Raw genomic sequence first — 20410 nt, 5'->3', positions numbered from 1 at the left:
TCAGGTGGCGCAGCATACAGCAGTGCAGTATTACGAAAAACGCTATAATCTGGAAATGACCTTTGCAGGAGTTGCACAAGTGAACGATGTAAATGCAGTGAGTATTAAGACACTACTGTTGTTTATCAGTGTGTTTAATGCGCAGAGTTTTTCCGAGGTGGCACGCAGGGAGGGGGTTTCTGCCTCTATGGTATCGCGCACCATACAACAGCTGGAAGACGCACTGGGGCAGCAACTTTTTTACCGCAACACCCGCGCAGTGGTGCCTACAGAAGCTGGCAGGCTGTTTGTTAACTACGCCAGAACTATTACCGATCAGGTAAGTGAGGCACGAAAAGCGCTGCAGGACAGAACCCTGGAACCGGGCGGCTTGATCCGAATTAATGCTCCGGTATTTTTTGGCCAGCGCCATATTGCGCCCTGGCTGGCAGGTTTAACTGAACGCTACCCGCTGCTGCAAATAGAGCTGACACAAACCGACGACTTTATCGATCCGCATCGCGATGCCACTGACCTGATCTTTCGCATCGGCGCCCTGACAGATTCTTCATTTCATGCCCGGGTTTTCGGCACTCAGGTGTATCATCTTGCCGCTTCGCCTGGCTATGTTAGCCAACACGGTAGGCTGCAAAGCCCGGCCGACTTAAACCAGCATAAATGTCTGGTGTATAAAGGTTCTTCAGGTCCCAACCGCTGGCTGTTTAAACAGCAGCACGAAAACTGGACCCATTATCCGGTAGCACCGCTGCTGGCATCTAATAATGCCGAAACCTTACTGATTTCCGCGCTTAAAGGCATGGGTATAGTGCTGTTTCCCGACTGGCTGCTGGGCGATTGTCTGAAAAAAGGCGAGCTGATTAAGTTGCTGCCGCAGCACGATGCGGCCATTGATACTGAGCCTCAGCACATCGCTGCTATATATCCTAATGTACGTCACCCGCCGCTGAATGTCAGGGCAACCATTGACTACTTTGCCGAAGTGTACGGCTCGCCACTTTACTGGCAACTGTGATAGCAGTTCATACCGGTGCGTTTTAACGCGCTAAAGCAGTGTTCTGCCGAAATGCTGACAATCTTTACCTAATCTTGACGTTTGCTGCGTTGAGCCAATGTTAACGCTAACTTATAGTAAGCGCGGATTTTACTCAGGTTACAGGAATTACGGAAAATGGCGTTGCTGAAGAAACCTTTGCTGTTGGCAGGTGTGGTAGTAGTAGTTGCAGCTGCAGCTTATTTTTTATGGCCAAAGGCTGGCAATTCAGACGCAGCGCCCGCCAGGCAAATGAATCCCTGGGCAATGCCGGTTCCTGTGCGGGTAGTAACAGCTAATGCTGCCGATTTGCGGGTGCAAATAAAAACTATTGGCACGGTTACGCCATTAAATACCGTAGTAGTGCAAAGCCGGGTAACCGGCATACTGCAAAACGTAGCCTTTACCGAAGGTGGTAAGGTTGAGCAGGGCCAGTTGCTGGCAGAAATTGAGCAGGCCGATTATCAGATCCAACTGGCGCAGGCACAGGGCCAACTGGAGCAAAATCTGGCCCAGCTGAAAAACGCTGAAGCGGATTTACAGCTGTACAGTAAACTGCGTGAGCAAAGCTCTATTTCAGCGCAGCAATACAATCAGCAGCAGGCGTTGGTAGCGCAGCTTGAGGGCACAATTAAATCGAATCAGGCACAAATTGACGCGGCCAAGCTGCAATTGTCCTATACCCGTATTCATGCTCCTATCAGTGGCCGGCTGGGTTTGCGCCGGGTTGATCCGGGTAACCTTATTCAGGCCAATAATACCGAAGGGCTGGTCACTATTACCCAAAGCTCACCTATTGCAGTGGTGTTTGCCATTCCTGAGAGTCAGTTGCTGCAGGTGCGTGATGCCGTGCGCCGCGGTGAAAGCTTAACGGTAGAAGCCTGGGATAGATCTGAGCAGCAATTGCTCAGTCAGGGCGCGCTTACGATTCTGGACAACCAGATTGACACTGCTACCGGCACACTGCGGCTGAAAGCCGAATTTGCTAACGAGCAGGAAGAGCTGTTCCCTAATCAGTTTGTCAATGTAAGGCTGAATGTAGCGGTGCAGCAAGACGCGGTAACCATTCCGCAAGACGCAGTGCAATATGGTTCGGCCGGTAACTATGTATATGTTATTGAGCAAAACAAAGCGCAAATCCGCCAGGTTAAACTGGGTGCTGCAGATAACGGCCTGGTGGCGGTGGAAGACGGCCTGCAAACCGGCGATCTGGTGGTGTTGGAAGGGCTAGACCGCTTAAGGCCGGGCCGGGCAGTGGAAGTGATTACCGATCAACCGGTTCCGGCCAGTTAAGGGGCCGTTGATGAATTTATCCCGTCCTTTTATCCTGCGGCCTGTGGCTACGTCATTGTTGATGCTGGCGATACTTATAGCCGGTATTCTCAGTTGGCGGCAGTTACCGGTAGCCGCGTTGCCACAGGTAGATTACCCGATTATTCAGGTATTTAGTTTTAACCCCGGCGCCAGCCCCGACATTATGGCACGCACGGTTACTGCACCGTTGGAGCGGCGGCTGGGGCAAATTCCCGGTTTAAAGCAAATGTCATCCAGCAGTTCAGCCGGTGCATCGGTTATTACGCTGCAGTTTGCGTTAGTGGTGGATATGGGTGTGGCCGAGCAGGAAGTGCAGGCCGCCATTAACACTGCTGCCTCGCTATTACCATCCGATCTACCCACGCCACCGGTGTATCGTAAAGTAAATCCGGCTGATGCGCCTATTCTTACGCTGGCCGTAACGTCTGACACCCTGCGCTTGCCACAGGTATACGACTTAGTCGACACCCGGATGGCACAAAAGCTGGCACAGCTGCCTGGTGTGGGCATGGTCAGCCTGGCCGGTGGACAGCGCCCGGCGATAAGGGTAAAAGCCAATCCGGCTGCACTGGCGAATATGGATTTAAGCCTGGAAAACCTGCGCACCGCCATTGCTGCAGCTAACACCAACCAACCCAAGGGCAGTTTTGATGGCCCGTTTCGCTCAACCATGCTTGATGCCAATGATCAGATCCGCGATATCGCTGAATATCAGCAACTGATTATTGCCTGGCGTGACAACGCTCCGGTGCGGTTGGCAGATGTTGCCACGGTAGAGCAAGGTGCTGAAGACCGTTTTCTGGCAGCCTGGGCTAACGAGCAACCGGCTGTGCTACTGAATATTCAGCGTCAGCCCGGCGCTAATGTTATCGAAGTGGCCGACAGAGTGCAGGCGCTGCTGCCGCAACTTACCTCCACCATGCCGGCAGCGGTGAATGTAACGGTATTAACCGATCGCACCTTGAGTATCCGCGCCTCGGTGCGTGATGTACAAAAAGAACTGATTTTTGCCGTTTGTCTGGTGATCCTGGTCACTTTTGTATTTTTGCGCACCATACCGGCCACCATTATTCCCAGTCTGGCGGTGCCGTTATCACTTATTGGTACCTTTGCTGTAATGTTGCTGCTGGATTTCTCGGTAAACAACCTGACGCTAATGGCGCTGACTATCGCCACCGGCTTTGTCGTAGATGACGCCATAGTGATGCTGGAAAATATTGCCCGTCACCGCGAGCAGGGTGCCTCACCGATGGAAGCGGCACTTAAAGGCGCCAAGGAAATTGGCTTTACGCTGATTTCGTTAACCTTTTCCCTGATTGCCGTGCTGATCCCGCTGCTATTTATGGCCGATGTGGTCGGCCGGCTGTTTTATGAATTTGCAGTAACCCTGACCGTGGCAATACTGATTTCGTTAGTGGTGTCGTTAACCCTTACGCCCATGCTGTGCGCCCATATGCTGACAGCACTGCCACCGCACGAAGATAAAGATAATCCCGGTACCATGCAGCGGGTGATCAACGCCTATGGCCGTGCGCTGCAATGGGTGCTGCGCCATCAGCGGCTGGCGATGGCCAGTATGCTGGCAACAGTGGCCCTGACGGCCGGCTTGTATATGATTGTGCCAAAAGGGTTTTTCCCGGTACAGGATAGCGGTGTAATACAAATTATCACTGAAGCGCCGCAGGACATTTCGTTTCAGGCAATGGCGCAGCGCCAGCAGCAATTGGCGGCGAATATTTTGCAGCACTCTGATGTGAGTAGCCTGTCGTCATTTATTGGTGTAGACGGTAACAACAGCAGCATCAATAGCGGCCGTATTCTGGTGAACTTAAAGCCTCATGGTGAGCGCAGTGAATCGGCGGTGCAAATCATCCGTCAACTGGAGCAGCAGGTGCTGGCTGTGCCTGGAATTAAAGGTTGGTTCCAGCCGGTGCAGGAGCTGAGCATCGAAGACCGGATCAGCCGTACCCAGTATCAGTTTAGCCTCAGCACACCGGACCATGAAATGCTCAGCCAGTGGCTGCCAGACTTATTCAGCGCTTTGCAGCAACGGCCGGAGTTGTCTGAGGTAGCGCATGACTTGCAGCAGCAAGGGTTACAGGCCTATATTGATATTGACCGCACAGCTGCCGCACGGCTGGGCCTGAGTGTGTCGCAAATAAGCTCGGTGCTGCAAAGTGCCTACAGCCAGCGCCAGGTTTCAACCTTGTTTACCCAGTCGAACCAATACCGCATTGTGCTGGAAGCTGATCCGGCACAGGTAACCGGCATCGATGCGCTGGACAAACTGTACCTGACCAGCAGCAGTGGCGCGACAGTACCTTTGTCGGCGGTGGCAACGGTAAGCCAGCGACCCGCCCGGTTGCTGATTAACCAGCAGGGCCAGTTTCCGGCGGTTACGCTGTCGTTTAATCTGGCCCCAGGCTATTCGCTGGGCGAGGCAGTTGCCGCAATTGAGCAGGTGCAGCAACAGCTGCAACTGCCACCCGAAGTTGAGCTAACCTTTCAGGGCGCGGCCGAAGCATTTCGGGCTTCACTTAGCAATACGCTGTGGTTAGTGCTGGCAGCTATTGTCACTATGTATATCGTACTGGGTATTTTGTACGAAAGCCTGATCCACCCGGTAACCATTTTATCTACGTTGCCATCTGCCACAGTGGGCGCCTTGCTGGCTTTACTGATTACCGGCCAGCCGCTGGATCTTATCGCAGTAATCGGCATAGTGCTGCTGATTGGTCTGGTAAAGAAAAACGGCATTATGATGGTCGATTTTGCCCTCGATGCGCAGCGTAATCAGGGCTTAACACCAGACGAAGCCATTTATCAGGCTGCTTTAATGCGGTTCCGACCCATTCTGATGACAACACTGGCGGCCTTATTTGGTGCCGTACCACTGATGCTGGGCACAGGTTCCGGTGCCGAGCTGCGCCAGCCGCTGGGGCTGGTAATGGTAGGCGGTTTAATGGTCAGCCAGATACTGACACTGTTTACCACGCCAGTGGTGTACCTGTGGTTTGACCGGCTGTTCAGCAAACGCAAACCGGCAGTGCAGCCAGAGGCTAGCGCAGTATGAACCTGGCGCAGCCTTTTATTCAGCGGCCGGTAGCCAGCTCCTTACTGGCCACCGCCATTTTGCTGCTGGGTTTATTAAGCTGGCGTTTGTTACCGGTGTCGCCGTTACCCGCCATTGATTTTCCAATGATTGTTGTTACCGCCAGTTTGCCCGGCGCCAGCCCGGAAAGTATGGCGGCAACGGTGGCAACGCCGCTGGAGCGAGCGCTTGGCAGTATTTCCGGTATCCGCCGTATTAGTTCGTCCAGCAGCCAGGGCTCTACTCAGGTACGGCTGGAGTTTGAGCTGGACCGCAATGTCGATGATGCCGCCCGCGAAGTACAAGCGGCCATTAATGCTGCCCGCGGCCAGTTGCCATCGGGTATGCCGGGCAACCCGGTGTACCGCAAGTTTAATCCGTCACAGGCGCCGATTATGGCGCTGGCGCTAAGCTCAGGTCATCTGGCCGGCAGTGTGCTGTACGACAACGCCTCTACCGTGCTGGCGCAAAAACTGGCGCAAATTACCGGCGTAGGTGAAGTGGAAGTCAGCGGCTCTTCACTGCCTGCAGTGCGGGTGCAGCTTAATCCCGGCATGCTGGCGCACTACGGTGTAGCGTTGGATGAAGTCCGGGCTGCCATCAGCAGTGTCAATGCTTCCGTGCCGCTTGGTGTGCTGGAAAGCGACAGCCATCGCTGGCAGTTAGCCACCAGCGAAACGTTACGTCAGGCCGCCGATTACCAAAACCTGATTATTAAGTACATTAACGGTGCGCCAATCCGGCTGTCAGATGTGGCACAGGTAACCGACTCAACCGAAAACCGTTACAGCGCGGGTTTTCACAATGACAAAGATGCCGTGATCCTGCTGGTAAGCCGGCGTACCGGTGCCAATATTGTCGAAACTATTGATGCTATTTATCAGCAACTGCCTTTGTTGCAGGCACTGACCCCGGCCGGAGCTGATTTAGCCGTGGTGATGGACCGCAGCCCGGTGATCCGCGCTACACTGGCGGAGGCGCAAATTAGCCTGCTGATTGCTGCTGTGTTGGTGGTATTGGTGGTTTGGGCATTTCTTGGTAGTTTTCGCAGTGCACTGATCCCCAGCCTGACCATACCGATATCACTGATTGGCGCCTTTACCGTGATGTACCTGTGTGGCTTTTCACTGAATAACTTATCAGTTATGGCGCTGATTGTTGCCACGGGGCTGGTGGTAGATGATGCCATCGTAGTGGTAGAAAATATCAAACGCCATCTGGAACGTGGTTTGTCGCCGCTGCAGGCTGCCCGGCAGGGCGTGGCTGAGGTGGGCTTTACCCTGCTGGCGATGAACCTGGCACTGATTGTTATTTTCCTGTCTATTTTATTTATGGGTGGTCTGGTCGAGCGGCTGTTTCGAGAATTCTCGATTACGCTGGTGGCCGCTATGGTTATTTCGCTGCTGGTATCATTAACCCTTACGCCCAGTATGTCGGCACTGATGCTAAAAGCATCGCCGTTAGCACAACAGAAACAAGGGCTGTTTTACCGCTTTGGTCAGGGGTACCGGCGTAGCATTGATGTAGGCCTCAACCATTACCGCTGGTTGCTGTTGGTGCTGGTGCTACTGTTTGCTGCCAGTGGCTGGCTGTACAGCAAAATACCGTCTGGTTTGCTGCCAGAGCAGGATACAGGTCAGCTAAATGGCTTTGTTCGCGGCGATGACGGCGCCTCCTTTCAGATGATGCAGCCAAAAATAGAAGCTTTCCGCCAGTTTGTGTTGCAAGACCCTGCCGTAGCCGATGTTACCGGCTCCAGTGGCGGCAACAGCGGTGTCAGTAATTCATGGATGCGGGTAAGGTTAAAACCATTGGCCGAGCGGCAGGTATCAGCGCGTGAGGTAGTCGACCGGCTGCGGGCAACGGCACCTAAGGTGCCGGGCGGTATTTTATTTATGAATGTTGATCAGGACATCCGCTTGTCCTCACCCTTTGGCCGCAGTGATTACGAAGTACAGCTGCTATCGGACGATCTGGCATTGCTACGTCAGTGGGGCAAAAAAGTCGGCGAAAAACTGCAGGAATTGCCTGGCCTGGTAGATGTAGACACGCCGGGCGGCGAAGATGCCCAGCAAATTGAACTGCATATTGACCGTGAAGCCGCGCAAAGGCTGGGCATTGATATGCGCACTGTAGCTACGTTATTAAATAACTCCTTTTCACAGCGCCAAATCGCTACCTTATATGATCAGCAAAACCAGTACCGTATCGTGATGGAACTGATGCCGGGTTACACCGCCCAGCCAGAGGTGTTGCAGCAATTGCAGGTTATTACCAGTGACGGCCGGCAGATACCGCTGTCGGCTATTTCCAGTTACCGCTATGGTTTGGTTAACGACAGGGTACAGCACGACGGCCAGTTCGCCTCTGTTAACATCGGCTACGGTCTGGCGCCCGATACCACCATGGAACAAGCATCAGCAGCAATCGATCAGGCACTGGCAGAGCTGATGGTGCCGGGGGCCATTCATGCTATTAGCGGTGAAAACCAGCGTAATGCCATGTTTGCCAGCAGCGATCAAACCTGGCTTATTATTGGCGTGATCCTGGCCGTGTATTTACTGCTGGGCATATTGTATGAAAGCTTGTTACAACCGCTGACTATTCTGTCTACCTTGCCCTGTGCCGGGCTTGGCGCCCTGCTGGCGCTGTATCTGACTAACAGCGATTTTAATTTGATCGCGCTGCTGGGCCTGTTTTTACTCATTGGCATTGTGATGAAAAACGCCATTTTACTGGTCGATTTTGCCCTGGCAGCCGAACGTAATCAGGGGTTATCGCCCCAAGAAGCGGTTGCGCAGGCGGCCCAGCAACGGCTGCGGCCTATTTTAATGACAAACTTTGCCGCTTTGCTTGGGGCTTTACCGTTATTATTGGGCGTAGGCGAGGGCTCTGAGCTGCGCCAGCCGCTGGGTATTACCATAGTAGGCGGTTTACTGGTAAGCCAGATCCTCACGTTGTACACCACCCCGGCGGTATATCTGCTGATCAGCAAGTGCCGTAAAAGCACGTTAAGTACTGATGTAACATCGTCATCTGCCGCGGGTTAAATTGTTAAAACAGACCGGTTGCCATCAGGCAGCCGGTGCCTGCAATGGCTTTTTTTACCGGTCAACCGGTAAATTTTTCTGTATCCCGTTCATATAGCCGTTTTATTTTATCGCTGAATTTCCATTAAAACTTTAAATATCAATAACATAGTTTGTTTTGTAAAAGCTGGCATGTTATTGGCTATATTCCTACTGACAATTGACCTTGTGCATATCGCACATAAGGAGAACATTATGTTGGGCTGGGCATTAACATTCTTAATTATCGCGCTTATTGCTGCTGTTCTTGGCTTTGGTGGTATTGCTGGTGCAGCTGCAGGTATAGCTAAAGTTATTTTCTTTATCTTTATCGTGCTGTTGGTTATCTCACTATTGGCAGGCGCATTGCGCGGTAAGTCGCCAAGACTTTAAGTGACAAGTAGTAAGTGTTTAATTTGTAAGCTGTAAGAAGAGGAAATAAAGTATGACAATAACTAACGTATTATTCCGTTTAATGTTGGTAGCAACACTGGTTTTTTCCGTTGTAGCATGTGAAAAAAATAATGCTGAAGAAGCGGGTGAAAAAATTGATGAAGTCGCTACTGATGTAGGTAATAAAGTGGAAGACTTATGTGAGGATGTCAAAGACAAAGCAGATGCTAAAGACGACGATTGTTAAGCATATAACGTAGCCGCCCATGGGCGGCTACGTTTGTCTTGTTTGTCAGGAATACAGCTTTGGCAGGAGGACGACCGGCTATGATCATCGCTCTGTACTATGTGTTGCTGGCATTATTATTCGCTGTTAGCAGTTGGTTTGTTCCCTACCTGTTGTTACAACTAATATTGGGCTGGGCGGCATTGTCTTTTCTGGTGGTCAGTTCTGCTTACTGGCTAAATACTGCAACTGTGTTTCGCAAGCGCAACGATGGCAGCTTGCCATGGTACAGCCGCTGGTTGTTTATTCCCTTTTTATTTAGTGCAGGCCTGTATAACCTGCTGGCTCGACGTCGCGATAAAGTGGCGCCTATGCAGCGGGTCAGTGGTGGTTTATATCTTGGCGCCCGTTTAACTGCAGCAGATATGGTGCAGTTGCGCGAAGAGCAAATAACGGCTGTGCTGGATGTTACCGCTGAATTCGCCGCTCTGGACGAATTAAGCCAATCTGATGATATCAGCTACCTGAATATTCCGGTGCTGGACCACGCCAGCCCCAGCCGCACCCAGCTGCAACAAGCTGTAAACTGGCTACAGCGCCAACGCGCAGATGGCCGTAAAGTACTGGTGCACTGTGCTTTGGGGCGCGGCCGCTCAGTGTTAGTGTTGGCGGCTTTTTTACTTAGCCGGCACAACAGCCGCAGTGCCGATAAAGCCGTAGCGCTGATCCGGCAGGTGCGGCACACCGCCCGGCTTAACAAGCATCAACTGGCCGCACTGCGGCAATTTACCGATAGTTACACCGAACAGGGCCAGCAGCCGGTATGGCTAATTGCTAACCCTGCTGCCGGTGGCGGTAAGTGGGCAGAAGCAGAAACAGAAGTTGTCGAATTGCTTTCACCTTTTATGCAACTAAGTGTGCATACCAGTAGCGATAACTGCTCCGCGCATCAACTGGCTGAGCAGGCAAAGCAGGCTGGCTGCACTATGGTTATTGCCTGCGGCGGTGACGGCACGGTTAGCGAAGTCGCTTCAGTGCTGGCTGGTAGCAAAATCCGTTTGGGTATTATTCCGCTTGGCACAACCAATGCCCTCAGCCATGCGCTGTGGGGTATCAGTGCCAAGCTGATGCCTGTGCGTTCTGCCTGCCTGAATATTATTGAAGGCCAAAGCCGAGCAATAGACACTGCACGCTGTAACGACAAGCTGATGCTGCTGTTAGCTGGCGTTGGTTTTGAACAACAAATGATAGCGGCGGCAGATCGTGCCAGTAAAGATCAGCTTGGGCAACTGGCGTACCTCAATGGTTTATGGCAGGCCGTACAGGCCAACCATATTCAGCAGTTGCTGGTGCAATTTGATGATCAGCCAGAACAACAGCTGGATACCGCCAGCCTGGTGATCGCCAATGCCGCACCCCTAACTACCTTATTGGCTCAGGGCCACGGTGCACCTGATTTAACGGATGGTAAACTGGATATTACCTGGCTGACGGCCGACAATGCCGACAACAACGCCGTACTGGGTTTAGCAGAGCTGGCACTGGCGGGTTTAACCAATATCAGCCTGAATGCCATCAGCCAACATTGCAGCGCCCGCCGGATAAAAATTCGCCGGCAGGACGGGCAAAACTTGCAGTATGTTATAGATGGTGAGCTTTACAGCGATAGCGCACTGGATATCAGTGTTGTTCCGGCATCACTGCTGGTTATGCTGGCAGACAGTGCTGACAGCGAGCAGGCTGCCGCCTGAGCACAGCTTACTGCTCGGTCTGCTGATATTTTTCCAGTTTGTTGTACAGAGTTTTTACACTGATACCCAGTTGTTGTGCGGTATCGGTTTTATTGCCGGCATTTTGTTCCAGCGTATTTAAAATAGCGGCCTTTTCCAGCTCTTCCAGTGATACACCACAGGGTACTTCGGTCAGGCACTGTTCATCAGCATCCTCTGTAGCGGTTTCTAGCAGCAGATGCTCGGGCAGAATGTCTTTATCGGCCAGAATATAGGCGCGCTCTACCGCATGTTTTAGTTCACGCACATTGCCAGGCCAGCTGTGCTGCGCAATCAGTTGCAGCGTTTCGGCTGCCAGCTGTTTTTGTTGCTCTTCTTTAGCGTTACGGTAGGACAGAAAGTGCTTGGCCAAACCGCAGATGTCATCGCCGCGATCGCGCAGTGGTGGCACATGCACCGGAAATTGCGCCAGGCGAAAATATAAATCCTCCCGCAGTGCGCCATCAGCGATAGCTTGTTGTGGGTCACGGTTTGTTGCCGCCACAATACGCACATTGGCCTGATGTGCTTTGTCGCTGCCTACCGGGCGGTATTCGCCGCTTTCTAATACCCGCAGCAGCTTAACTTGTTGATCTATCGGCATCTCAGTTATTTCGTCCAGAAACAAAGTGCCGCCTTCTGCCTGTGAAAATACTCCCTGGTGTTCACGTAGTGCACCGGTAAAGGCGCCTTTGGTATGGCCAAACAGTTCGCTGTCTACCAGCTCGGGGCTTAGTGCTCCACAGTTAATGGCCACAAAAGGCTGCTCTGAGCGGTAGCTGGCTAAGTGCAGCGTATTGGCAACCAGCTCTTTACCTGCACCGCTTTCACCAACAATTAATACGTTAGCTTCTGTTACTGCAACTTTCCGTAAAATCCGGTACAGCTTAAGCATGGAACGGGAAGATCCCACCAGTAAACCGAACTGATCCAGCGCACTGACGTTAGTTTTTGCCTGCTGCTGGCTGGTGCTGAGCTGCTCATAAAAATCTTGCAGGACATTAAGTACGCGGGCGATGTCCAGCGGCTGGCGGAAGTGATAACCAGCACTGGAGCGCATCAGCTGATCCAGTACCGGATCAGGGAAGCCGTCGCTGATGACAATAAAATCGATCTCTGCCAGCAACTTACTGCTCAGCAGCCGCTGATAGTCGGCCTGGCTGTGTTTATCCGCCTGAATAAATGCCAGCTCACAAGGCTGTTGTTGCAGTTGCTCAGGCCAGGGAGCGGCATCGCTGCTTCTTACTACCACGAAGCGGCGCACAGCAGACGATTGTAACAGCTGGGCAGCCAGTCCGGAGTCCTGCACATGCAGGAATAAACGTGGTTGTTTCATTTGTCAGCTCTCAGTTGCGATATATAACTCTATGTCAGCACGGTAAATTTAACAATCCGAATGGGTAAAACTTACCAATATGTGTTACGGCCAAACTGCGAACTTATAAAATAACTAATTAAATCATGAATATACACTTTGGTATATGAATTGAATATGAACTATGACCGCTAAAACCGCACAGGAGGTACCCTTATGGAGTATGCAGGTTCAGCAAAGTCAGAACAATGGGCAGAAGAAAGAATATTATCTGGCGTTTATTCCGTCTGCGTCGCAGCACAACGCTTCTTTCAACAAGCAGCACAGCAAGTCGCCGATAGTAATCTGCGCTACAACTTCATTGAATTGTCGAAGCTACATAGTGCGGCAGCACAGCAGTTACCTGTTGCAGCGAAACAGGAAGCTATACCGCAGGATTACAGCAGCGAATTGGCTGCCGTGCAGTTTTGGTACCTGCATCAGCAAACGGCTTTGCATAATCAGCCATTGCTGCAGCCTATGCAGGACGAACTGGCCGGTTTGTTACAGCAGCAACTGAAGGTGTTAAAGCAACTGATTAAAACGGTCCATAGCCGCGCAGCAAAAGTAACATTGGCGCATTTATCTGCTGCGCTGCAAATGGCCAGTGATCAATTACAGCCATTGCTGAAAGTTTTACCGGTAGATAGGCAAAATATACAAACAAAAAATTAACACGAGCTGAATGGTAAAATAAATTCTTTATAGAACAATGGCTTAAATTGTGGCATCAAACTGGCATTAGTCTTATCGTCTCAATAACAAGGAGCGACAACATGAAACGTACAACTTTAGCAATGATGATGACTCTGGCATTAACCACCACAGCAGTAGCGGCGAATGACTGGAAAGACGGCGCCAAAGATGCGTGGATTGACGGCAAAGCCGAAACAACATTACTGTTGAACGGTAATCTGAATTCGTTTGATATTAATACCGATGTTAAAAACGGCAACGTGACGTTAACTGGTAAAGTGGAAAGTGAAGTAGATAAAGCACTGGCAGAAGAGCTGATCGAAAATCTTGAAGGCGTAACTGACGTAGATAACCAGTTAACTGTAGTTAATACAGGTAAAAATGCTGACAGCAAAGACAGCAGTGCGTTAAAAGACGCCAAAATTGCCACTGTGGTTAAAACCCGTTTGCTATTTGAATCAGAAGTAAGTGGTACCTCGATCAATGTCGACGCTAAAAACGGCGTAGTAACATTGCACGGTGAAGTCGATTCTGACGCTGAAAAAGATTTAGCGGTGACCATTGCAAAAAACACCTCTGATGTCAGCCGCGTAGTCGACAAACTGCAGGTTGCAAAGTAGTAGCGTAATACCATTGCCGTGACGCTGCGGCAGTAAATTAACCGCCGATCTGAGCCTGCCGGGCCAGATCGGCTTTTTGCTGTCTGGCGTAGTATCCGGTATGCTTTGGCCACTGATTTCCCCGGTATTTTCCCGCTATGCGTATTCTGCACACTTCTGACTGGCATCTGGGCCAGCACTTTATTGGCCGCAGCCGACAGGCTGAGCATCAGGCTTTTTTAACCTGGCTGGTGCAACAGGTAACAGCACTGAATATTGATGCCATTATCGTTGCCGGTGATATCTTCGACACGGCCACACCGCCCAGCTATGCCCGTGAGTTGTACAATCAGTTTATTGTTGAGTTACAAGGTAGTGCTTGCCAGCTGGTGATTTTGGGCGGTAACCATGATGCCGCTGCAGTATTGAATGAAAGTAAAAATCTGCTGCACTACTTAAACACCCGGGTATTTGCGAGCAGCAGTGAAGATCTGAACCAGCAGTTGGTACTGCTGCATGATCAGCAAAAACAGCCTGCCGCGCTGCTGTGCGCCGTACCTTTTTTACGTGCCCGTGATTTACTGCAAAGCCAAAGTGGCCAGAGTGCCCGTGACAAACAGCTTAGCCTGCAGCAGGCCATAGCACAGCATTATCAGCAACTGTATGTGCTGGCACAAGGCTACAACACTGAGCACCAGCTGCAACTACCAATCATTATGACCGGACACCTGACTACTGTCGGCGTTAGTACGTCAGAATCTGTACGCGACATATACATAGGTACGCTGGATGCATTTCCGGCGGATGCATTTCCGCCGGCTGATTATATCGCGCTTGGCCATATTCATCAGAGCCAACAGCTAAAAGCCGCTACCGACATCCGTTACAGCGGCTCGCCGATAGCACTGAGTTTTGATGAAGCCAAAGCGCAAAAACAGCTGTGGTTGCTCGAGTTTAACGGCGCTGAAAAAACCGTTAGCAGCGTGCCTGTGCCGTGTTTTCAACCGTTGTGCAGTATTAAAACCAGCCTGGCTGATGTGCCGGAAAAAGTGCAGATGGCGCTGCAGGGCGTATCTGATGGTAGTACGCTATGGCTGGAGCTGGTGATAAGCGAAACTGATGCTTACCTTACTGACTTACAGCAAAGAGTTGAGCAACTATTGCAGGGTTTACCGGTGCAACTGCTGCGCTTACGCCGTCAGCGTAGCAACCAGGCTGGTGGTTTAACTGCGCCGGTGCAGCAAAGTTTGTCTGAGCTGACGCCAGAGCAGGTATGGCAAACCCGGCTGCAAACAGAAACATTAAGCGATGAGCAGCAACAGCAACTGACCATACTGCACCGTCAGGTGCTGGCTAAAGTGGAACAAACGGCATGAAGATTTTGTCGGTGCGGCTGCAAAACCTTAATTCTCTGCGTGGCGAGTGGCGGATAGATTTTCGCCTGCCACCTTTTAACCAAAGCAATATTTTTGCCATTACCGGGCCCACCGGTGCTGGCAAAACCACCATTCTCGACGCCATTTGTCTGGCGCTATATCACGAAACTCCGCGGCTAAGTACTTCTGCTTCCAGCAATGAGCTGATGACGCGCCATACCAGTGAGTGCCTGGCCGAAGTTGAGTTTGAGGTTGCCGGGGTGGGCTACCGGGCGTTTTGGAGCCAGCGCAGGGCCCGTGGCCAGAGTGATGGCAAATTACAGGCTGCTAAAACTGAACTAGCGAAGCTGGATGGTAGCATTTTGGCAGAAAAAACCAGCGATAAATTGCGTCTGGTTACCGAGATCACCGGGCTAGATTTTGGCCGTTTCACTAAATCTATGCTGCTGGCGCAGGGCGGCTTCGCTGCTTTTCTTAATGCTAATGCCAACGAGCGCGCTGAATTACTCGAAGAGTTAACCGGCACTGATATTTACGGCCGTATTTCACAACAGGTATTTAATGACTGCCGTGAGCAAAAAAACCAGCTGGACCTGCTGCAGGCCAGGGCCGGTGCGGTAGAGCTGCTTAACGAGGAACAACAGCAAACGCTTAGCAATGAGCTTTCAGCGTTAAAAGCGACACTGACACAACAACAGAAGACAGTGACACAGCAACGTAAAGTGTTGGCCTGGCGCGAGCAGTTTGACAGTGCTGAGCAAGAACTGCAGCGCTCAGAGCAAGAGGTGCAGCAAGCATTGGCCGCAAATGCAGCGCATAAAACGGAGCTGGCCCGGCTAAGTGCTTATCAGCCGGCCAGTAAGTTGCAGCCGTTGTACACTGCTGTGCAGCAACTGCTGGTGCAACAACAGCAGTATCAGCAACAACAAGCCACACTGGCACAGCAAATAGCCGGTGGTAGCCAGCAACAGGCCGAGTTGCTGTGGCAGGGGGTAGAATTTCTTAAACAACAGCAACACAGTTTTGCTCAACAGGCGCAGCAGCGTGCGAAACAGCAACAAGATACCCAACAACAGCAGCTTACGCTGACAACGCAACTGGACGGGCTTAACAGCCGCCAACAGCAGTTAGATAGCGCATTAAGCGGCGCTGAGCCAGACAGCCTGCGCCAGCAACAACAGCAACGCCGTGAGCAGCAGTATCAGCTGCAGCAATTACAGCAGACATTACAGCAGCAACAAAAACTACAATTAAAAAGCACTGAGTTGAAGCAGCAACTTAGCAGCACCGCAGAGGCATTGGCACCGGTAACCGCGCAGTTAGTCACGCTGCGCCAGCATTACAAAGCACTGACCGAGCAGATCAATGACAAAAAACAGCTGTTGGCCCAGCAACAGCTGATTATGCAACTGTCTGAGCACCGCTCAAGGTTGCAGCCAGAACAGCCCTGCCCGCTGTGCGGCGCGACAGAACACCCGGCTGTCACTGCATATCAACAGCTTAACAGCTCCACTACAGAGCAGCAGTTGCAGGCAAAAGAAGCTGAACTCAACCAAACGCAACGTCAGGGCGAAGAGCTTAACAAGCGTGAATCAGCGCTGCAGGCCGAGCAGCGGCATTTAACCCAGCAATTAGCCCAGCTGGACAGTGAGCTGGCAGAGCTAAACACCGAAATTTCCCACCAGGCTGAAGGCAGTTCGCAGGCAACTATTACCACACAGCTTGATGCTATCGCGGCAGAGCTCAGTAAAAATGAGCAACACCTGCGCCAGTTGGAGCAGTTGCAACAGCAGCGCCAGCAAGTAAAAGAACAGCAGCAGCAGCTTGAGCGACAACTGGCAGATAACCAGCATCAGTTGCAGTTATGGCAGCAGCAGGCGCTGCACCTGGATAAACAGCAGGCAGAGCTGGCGGCACAGCATGATCACTGGCATCAACAATGGCAAGCTATGCAGACACCACAACCACAGGCAGCAACGCCGGTAACGGAGTTAAAGACAGTAACGGCTGCTTTGCAGCAGTTACAACAGCAAATGCAGCAGTGGCTTGGCCAGCAGCAGGTGCTGCAGCGCCAGCAACAGCAAACCGCTACTGAGTTGCTACAGGCCACGCAGCAATGGCAGCAAGCGCTTACCGATAGCAGCTTTGCTGACGAAGCGGCGTTTAAGGCTGCATTGCTTAGCGAGGCTGAACTCAGTGCCCTGCAGCAGTTACAACAGCGGTTACAACAAACCGAAGTTGCCGCAAAGCGCTTGCTGGCCGACTGGCAACAGCGGCTGCAACTTATTGCCCAGCAGCAGCTGTCGGTGTTATCTGCCGGTGAGTTGGCTAATGAGCTGCAGCAGCAAGAAGTGCAAGTACAGCAAATGACCGAGCAACTCGGGCAGTTGCAGCAGCAACTTAATAGTGATGCCCAGCGGCGCGATAGCCAGCAGCAGTTGCTGCAGGATATTGCCGGTAAACAGCAGCAGTATGAACACTGGCAGCGGCTGAACAGTTTAATTGGTTCGGCGGACGGTGCCAGATACCGCCGCTTTGCCCAGGGCTTAACACTACAGCAACTGATTGTGCTGGCCAACCGCCAGCTGACGCTGTTACATAACCGCTATCAACTGGCACGCCATGCTGATGCCGAACTGGAACTGGTGGTACTGGATACCTGGCAAGCCGATAGTTTGCGCGATACCAAAACCTTATCTGGCGGTGAGAGTTTTCTGGTCAGTCTGGCGTTAGCGTTGGCATTGTCAGATCTGGTGAGCAGCAAAACCCGCATTGATTCGCTGTTTCTCGATGAAGGTTTTGGCACTCTTGATGCTGACACGCTGGACAGCGCGTTAAGCGCACTGGATAATCTGAACGCGAGTGGCAAGATGATTGGTATTATCAGCCATGTAGAGGCATTAAAAGAGCGGATAGCGTTGCAGATAAAAGTAGAAAAACAACAGGGCCTGGGTTATAGCCAGATCCGGGTTGTCAGTTAAGCGGTGATTGTGAGGAAATTGCCCGCCAAATGGCGGGCACAGCAATTAGAACGAATACACCAGAGTCAGAGAAGTCTGGGTGTCAGTGCTTTTTTTGCCTACGGGTACATCAGAGTCATTTTGTACCAAAAATGCGGCTTTCATCTGCAGTGAGCCATTTATTTTCGCCATTAGCGAGGTCTCTGCGATAGAACGGGTATTGTCGTCACCGTATTCTACGCTTAGCGTTTGGGCAAAACTGGCAGACTCACTGATGGTCCATTTAAAGGCAGCTGCGCCGCGCACAATCAGACCGTTTTCTGTTTCACCGGTAGAGCGTTTGCCGCTGAAATAACCCGGACCTATCTCCACATCCAGCGATTTATCTTCAACGTTGTACACCCGGGTGCCATAACCGATAGCAACAGTGGTGTATTCGGTATAAGCACCAAATTCATCATCAGTGTATGAGCCAAAAGCAAACAGTTTGGCAAACTCGCTTTCCAGTTTATAAGCAGTTTTTGCCGAGAGCATATACCGCTCTGCCGACTTCTCGGTTATTTTGTCGCCGTTGTCATCGGTTTTCTCATCTTCTTTAAAGAAAGCACTGAAAATATACTGGTTGCTCCACTGCTCCAGCTCCTGTTTGGCATCAATCTTACCGGTAATAGAGGTGCCGACAGTGTTGCCTGAGGTGGTAATGGCACCAAGTTCTGCTGAGGTGGTCCATACTTTGCCGGTTGCTGCGGCATCATGGGCCTGAGCCTGTGCACCGCCAGCGACAACCAGTGCCAGAATTGAAAAATACTTCATGCTTACTCCTGCGTGTCTTTTTTGATATGAACGTCCATTTGCGGGAATGGAATACCTATGCCTTGCTCATCGAAAATCAGTTTTACTTTTTCCAGTGTGTCCCAATAAACGCCCCAATAATCGGCAGAGTTTACCCAAGGCCTGACGTTAAGGTTTACTGATGAATCGGCCAGTGCGGCCACTTTTACGGAGGCTGCGGGTTCCTGTAATACCCGCTCATCGTTTTTCAGAATGTCTTCCAGAATTTGTTTCGCTTTGCGCAGGTCGGAGTCATAGCTGATACCGATAACCAGGTCAACCCGGCGCAGAGGCTCAGCAGAGTAATTTGTAATTGGCCCACCGGTTATTTGTGCATTGGGTACAATGACCTTTTTGTTGTCAGGCGTGCGCATCAGAGTCTGGAATATTTCAATCTTGTCGACAGTACCGCTAACACCGCCGGCATCGATAAAATCGCCAGATTTAAACGGCCGGAATAAAATAATCAGAATACCGGAGGCAAAGTTAGCCAAAGAGCCCTGTAATGCCAAACCTACCGCCAAGCCGGCAGCACCTAAAATGGCGATAAAGGAGGTGGTTTGAACACCAATTTGCGATAGTGCCATCAACACCGTGGCGATCAGCAGAATGGCATAAATAAGACTGGCGACAAAAGCCACAACTGCTTTGTCTACCGCTCGCGCCACCAGCGTTCTTTCGATAAAGCGTGAAACCGCTCTTGCCATCATACGGCCAATATAAAAAATAAAAATTGCGGCGATAACCTGCAGAAAAATCTGTAGCGAATAGGCGAGCAAAAGCTCGTGATTACCCTCAAATAACGTAGTTATTTGTTCCATAATACTCTCCGGTAGCATAGGTAAGATTGCAAACGGCGAAAGGATACCACAGAATAAAAGCGTGCTAAATGAAAACGCCAACAAGCTGTTAACTGATTTCTTGCCTGAAAAGGCTTGGTGTTGAAAAAAAACTTCGTTAGAATAGCGGCCCGCAACGGTGACTGTAGCTCAGTTGGTAGAGCCCCGGATTGTGATTCCGGTTGTCGTGGGTTCGATCCCCATCAGTCACCCCACTTTATTCTCCCGCAGCTAAGCTTGTTTCACTATGCCACCTACTACAGGCTTTGCTCGCTATGACTGATCTGTCTGCTATACAGCGCCATCTCAACCAGCCTGGTCTTGCACCAGTTGAAAGCTGGAACCCACCATTTTGTGGTGATATTCCGCTGCATATCGATGCACAAGGTCAGTGGTTTTATCAGCAAAGTCTAATCCAACGCCAGGCCATGGTTAAACTTTTTGCCTCGGTTTTAATCTGCCAACAGGGTGAGCATTTTTTGCAGACGCCGGTAGAAAAAGTACGCATCACTGTGGCAGATGCACCGTTATTAATTACCGACTGGCAGTGGACAGACACCATAACCGGCCCGGCATTGCTGCTGACCACTAATTTGCAGCACCAACTAGTGCTAGGGACTGAATACCCTATGATTGTCAGGCAGGACCCGCAGCAGCAGTTATTGCCGTATATCCAGCTTTGGCATGGCTTACAGGCCAAACTTAGCCGTAATGTGTATTATCAGCTTAGCGGGCAAGCCAGGCCGGTGTATTGCAATAGCCAGCAACATTTCCAGTTAAAAAGCGCCGGTTACCCTTACACTTTTGCTATTGTTTAATCCTACGCTGGTCGGCTAAAACCGTTCGCCCGTCTCAAGCTGGTTG

General features: G+C 51.3%; 15 protein-coding genes and 1 tRNA gene. 13 read left to right on the top strand and 3 right to left on the bottom strand.

Annotation, left to right across the window (positions count from 1 at the left end):
• Positions 1–4: 4 nt before the first annotated feature.
• From MJX74_RS02160 to MJX74_RS02130, 7 genes are all read left to right on the top strand, one after another.
• Positions 5–1012 carry a LysR family transcriptional regulator gene (locus MJX74_RS02160; protein ID WP_240220480.1) on the top strand — a complete coding sequence of 336 codons (1008 nt, stop codon included), beginning with the start codon at positions 5–7 and terminating at the stop codon, positions 1010–1012.
• 156 nt (positions 1013–1168) lie between these two features.
• A complete protein-coding gene (locus MJX74_RS02155; RefSeq protein ID WP_240220478.1) occupies positions 1169–2323 on the top strand; it encodes an efflux RND transporter periplasmic adaptor subunit in 1155 nt (384 codons plus the stop codon).
• Between the two features lie 10 nt (positions 2324–2333).
• Positions 2334–5417, top strand: coding sequence for a multidrug efflux RND transporter permease subunit (locus MJX74_RS02150; protein WP_240220476.1), 3084 nt, complete (start codon positions 2334–2336; stop codon positions 5415–5417).
• Entirely contained in the window at positions 5414–8485 is a 3072-nt protein-coding gene (locus MJX74_RS02145; protein ID WP_240220474.1) for an efflux RND transporter permease subunit, read from the top strand. Before MJX74_RS02150 ends, MJX74_RS02145 begins: the two co-directional genes overlap by 4 nt.
• Before the next feature lie 234 nt (positions 8486–8719).
• Positions 8720–8896 (top strand): DUF1328 domain-containing protein, encoded by a 177-nt coding sequence (locus tag MJX74_RS02140; RefSeq protein ID WP_082694821.1) that lies wholly within the window; start codon positions 8720–8722, stop codon positions 8894–8896.
• 52 nt (positions 8897–8948) lie between these two features.
• Positions 8949–9143, top strand: a complete 195-nt coding sequence (locus MJX74_RS02135; protein WP_240220472.1) for a hypothetical protein — start codon at positions 8949–8951, stop codon at positions 9141–9143.
• Between the two features lie 80 nt (positions 9144–9223).
• Positions 9224–10873, top strand: a complete 1650-nt coding sequence (locus tag MJX74_RS02130) for a diacylglycerol kinase family protein (protein WP_240220470.1) — start codon at positions 9224–9226, stop codon at positions 10871–10873.
• Positions 10874–10880: 7 nt separating this feature from the next.
• On the opposite strand, the gene MJX74_RS02125 is transcribed toward MJX74_RS02130, so the two are convergent.
• On the bottom strand, positions 10881–12227 hold the full coding sequence (locus tag MJX74_RS02125) for a sigma-54 interaction domain-containing protein (protein ID WP_240220468.1): 1347 nt from the start codon (positions 12225–12227) through the stop codon (positions 10881–10883).
• Positions 12228–12422: 195 nt separating this feature from the next.
• Between MJX74_RS02125 and MJX74_RS02120 the strand changes: the two genes are divergently transcribed.
• The 4 genes from MJX74_RS02120 to sbcC all read left to right on the top strand — a co-directional run bounded on the left by MJX74_RS02120 (position 12423) and on the right by sbcC (position 17897).
• Entirely contained in the window at positions 12423–12920 is a 498-nt protein-coding gene (locus tag MJX74_RS02120; RefSeq protein ID WP_240220467.1) for a hypothetical protein, read from the top strand.
• Between the two features lie 101 nt (positions 12921–13021).
• Positions 13022–13561, top strand: coding sequence for a BON domain-containing protein (locus MJX74_RS02115; RefSeq protein WP_240220466.1), 540 nt, complete (start codon positions 13022–13024; stop codon positions 13559–13561).
• Positions 13562–13698: 137 nt separating this feature from the next.
• Positions 13699–14916 (top strand): exonuclease subunit SbcD, encoded by a 1218-nt coding sequence (gene sbcD, locus MJX74_RS02110; protein WP_240220465.1) that lies wholly within the window; start codon positions 13699–13701, stop codon positions 14914–14916.
• Positions 14913–17897, top strand: coding sequence for an exonuclease subunit SbcC (gene sbcC, locus MJX74_RS02105; protein WP_240220464.1), 2985 nt, complete (start codon positions 14913–14915; stop codon positions 17895–17897). The genes sbcD and sbcC overlap by 4 nt, the downstream gene beginning before the upstream one ends.
• A gap of 45 nt (positions 17898–17942) precedes the next feature.
• On the opposite strand, the gene MJX74_RS02100 is transcribed toward sbcC, so the two are convergent.
• Positions 17943–18689, bottom strand: coding sequence for a DUF481 domain-containing protein (locus tag MJX74_RS02100; RefSeq protein WP_240220463.1), 747 nt, complete (start codon positions 18687–18689; stop codon positions 17943–17945).
• 2 nt (positions 18690–18691) lie between these two features.
• Entirely contained in the window at positions 18692–19528 is an 837-nt protein-coding gene (locus MJX74_RS02095) for a mechanosensitive ion channel domain-containing protein (RefSeq protein WP_240220461.1), read from the bottom strand.
• 157 nt (positions 19529–19685) lie between these two features.
• Between MJX74_RS02095 and MJX74_RS02090 the strand changes: the two genes are divergently transcribed.
• Both MJX74_RS02090 and MJX74_RS02085 read left to right on the top strand, forming a co-directional pair.
• Positions 19686–19761 (top strand) — tRNA-His (locus MJX74_RS02090).
• Between the two features lie 60 nt (positions 19762–19821).
• Complete coding sequence (locus MJX74_RS02085; RefSeq protein WP_240220459.1) at positions 19822–20364, top strand: DUF1285 domain-containing protein; 543 nt, start codon at positions 19822–19824, stop codon at positions 20362–20364.
• The last annotated feature ends 46 nt before the right edge of the window (positions 20365–20410 follow it).

The organism is Rheinheimera hassiensis, from assembly GCF_022436675.1.
Taxonomy (GTDB): Bacteria; Pseudomonadota; Gammaproteobacteria; order Enterobacterales; family Alteromonadaceae; genus Alishewanella; species Alishewanella hassiensis.
This window is presented reverse-complemented; position numbering and strand designations above follow the sequence as displayed.

Coding starts and splice junctions, on each gene's coding strand:
- MJX74_RS02120 (WP_240220467.1), top strand. CDS start 12,423: ATGGAGTATGCAGGTTCAGCAAAGTCAGAACAATGGGCAGAAGAAAGA.
- MJX74_RS02095 (WP_240220461.1), bottom strand. CDS start 19,528: ATGGAACAAATAACTACGTTATTTGAGGGTAATCACGAGCTTTTGCTC.
- MJX74_RS02100 (WP_240220463.1), bottom strand. CDS start 18,689: ATGAAGTATTTTTCAATTCTGGCACTGGTTGTCGCTGGCGGTGCACAG.
- MJX74_RS02125 (WP_240220468.1), bottom strand. CDS start 12,227: ATGAAACAACCACGTTTATTCCTGCATGTGCAGGACTCCGGACTGGCT.
- MJX74_RS02115 (WP_240220466.1), top strand. CDS start 13,022: ATGAAACGTACAACTTTAGCAATGATGATGACTCTGGCATTAACCACC.
- MJX74_RS02145 (WP_240220474.1), top strand. CDS start 5,414: ATGAACCTGGCGCAGCCTTTTATTCAGCGGCCGGTAGCCAGCTCCTTA.
- sbcD (WP_240220465.1), top strand. CDS start 13,699: ATGCGTATTCTGCACACTTCTGACTGGCATCTGGGCCAGCACTTTATT.
- MJX74_RS02155 (WP_240220478.1), top strand. CDS start 1,169: ATGGCGTTGCTGAAGAAACCTTTGCTGTTGGCAGGTGTGGTAGTAGTA.
- MJX74_RS02150 (WP_240220476.1), top strand. CDS start 2,334: ATGAATTTATCCCGTCCTTTTATCCTGCGGCCTGTGGCTACGTCATTG.
- MJX74_RS02085 (WP_240220459.1), top strand. CDS start 19,822: ATGACTGATCTGTCTGCTATACAGCGCCATCTCAACCAGCCTGGTCTT.
- MJX74_RS02135 (WP_240220472.1), top strand. CDS start 8,949: ATGACAATAACTAACGTATTATTCCGTTTAATGTTGGTAGCAACACTG.
- MJX74_RS02130 (WP_240220470.1), top strand. CDS start 9,224: ATGATCATCGCTCTGTACTATGTGTTGCTGGCATTATTATTCGCTGTT.
- MJX74_RS02140 (WP_082694821.1), top strand. CDS start 8,720: ATGTTGGGCTGGGCATTAACATTCTTAATTATCGCGCTTATTGCTGCT.
- sbcC (WP_240220464.1), top strand. CDS start 14,913: ATGAAGATTTTGTCGGTGCGGCTGCAAAACCTTAATTCTCTGCGTGGC.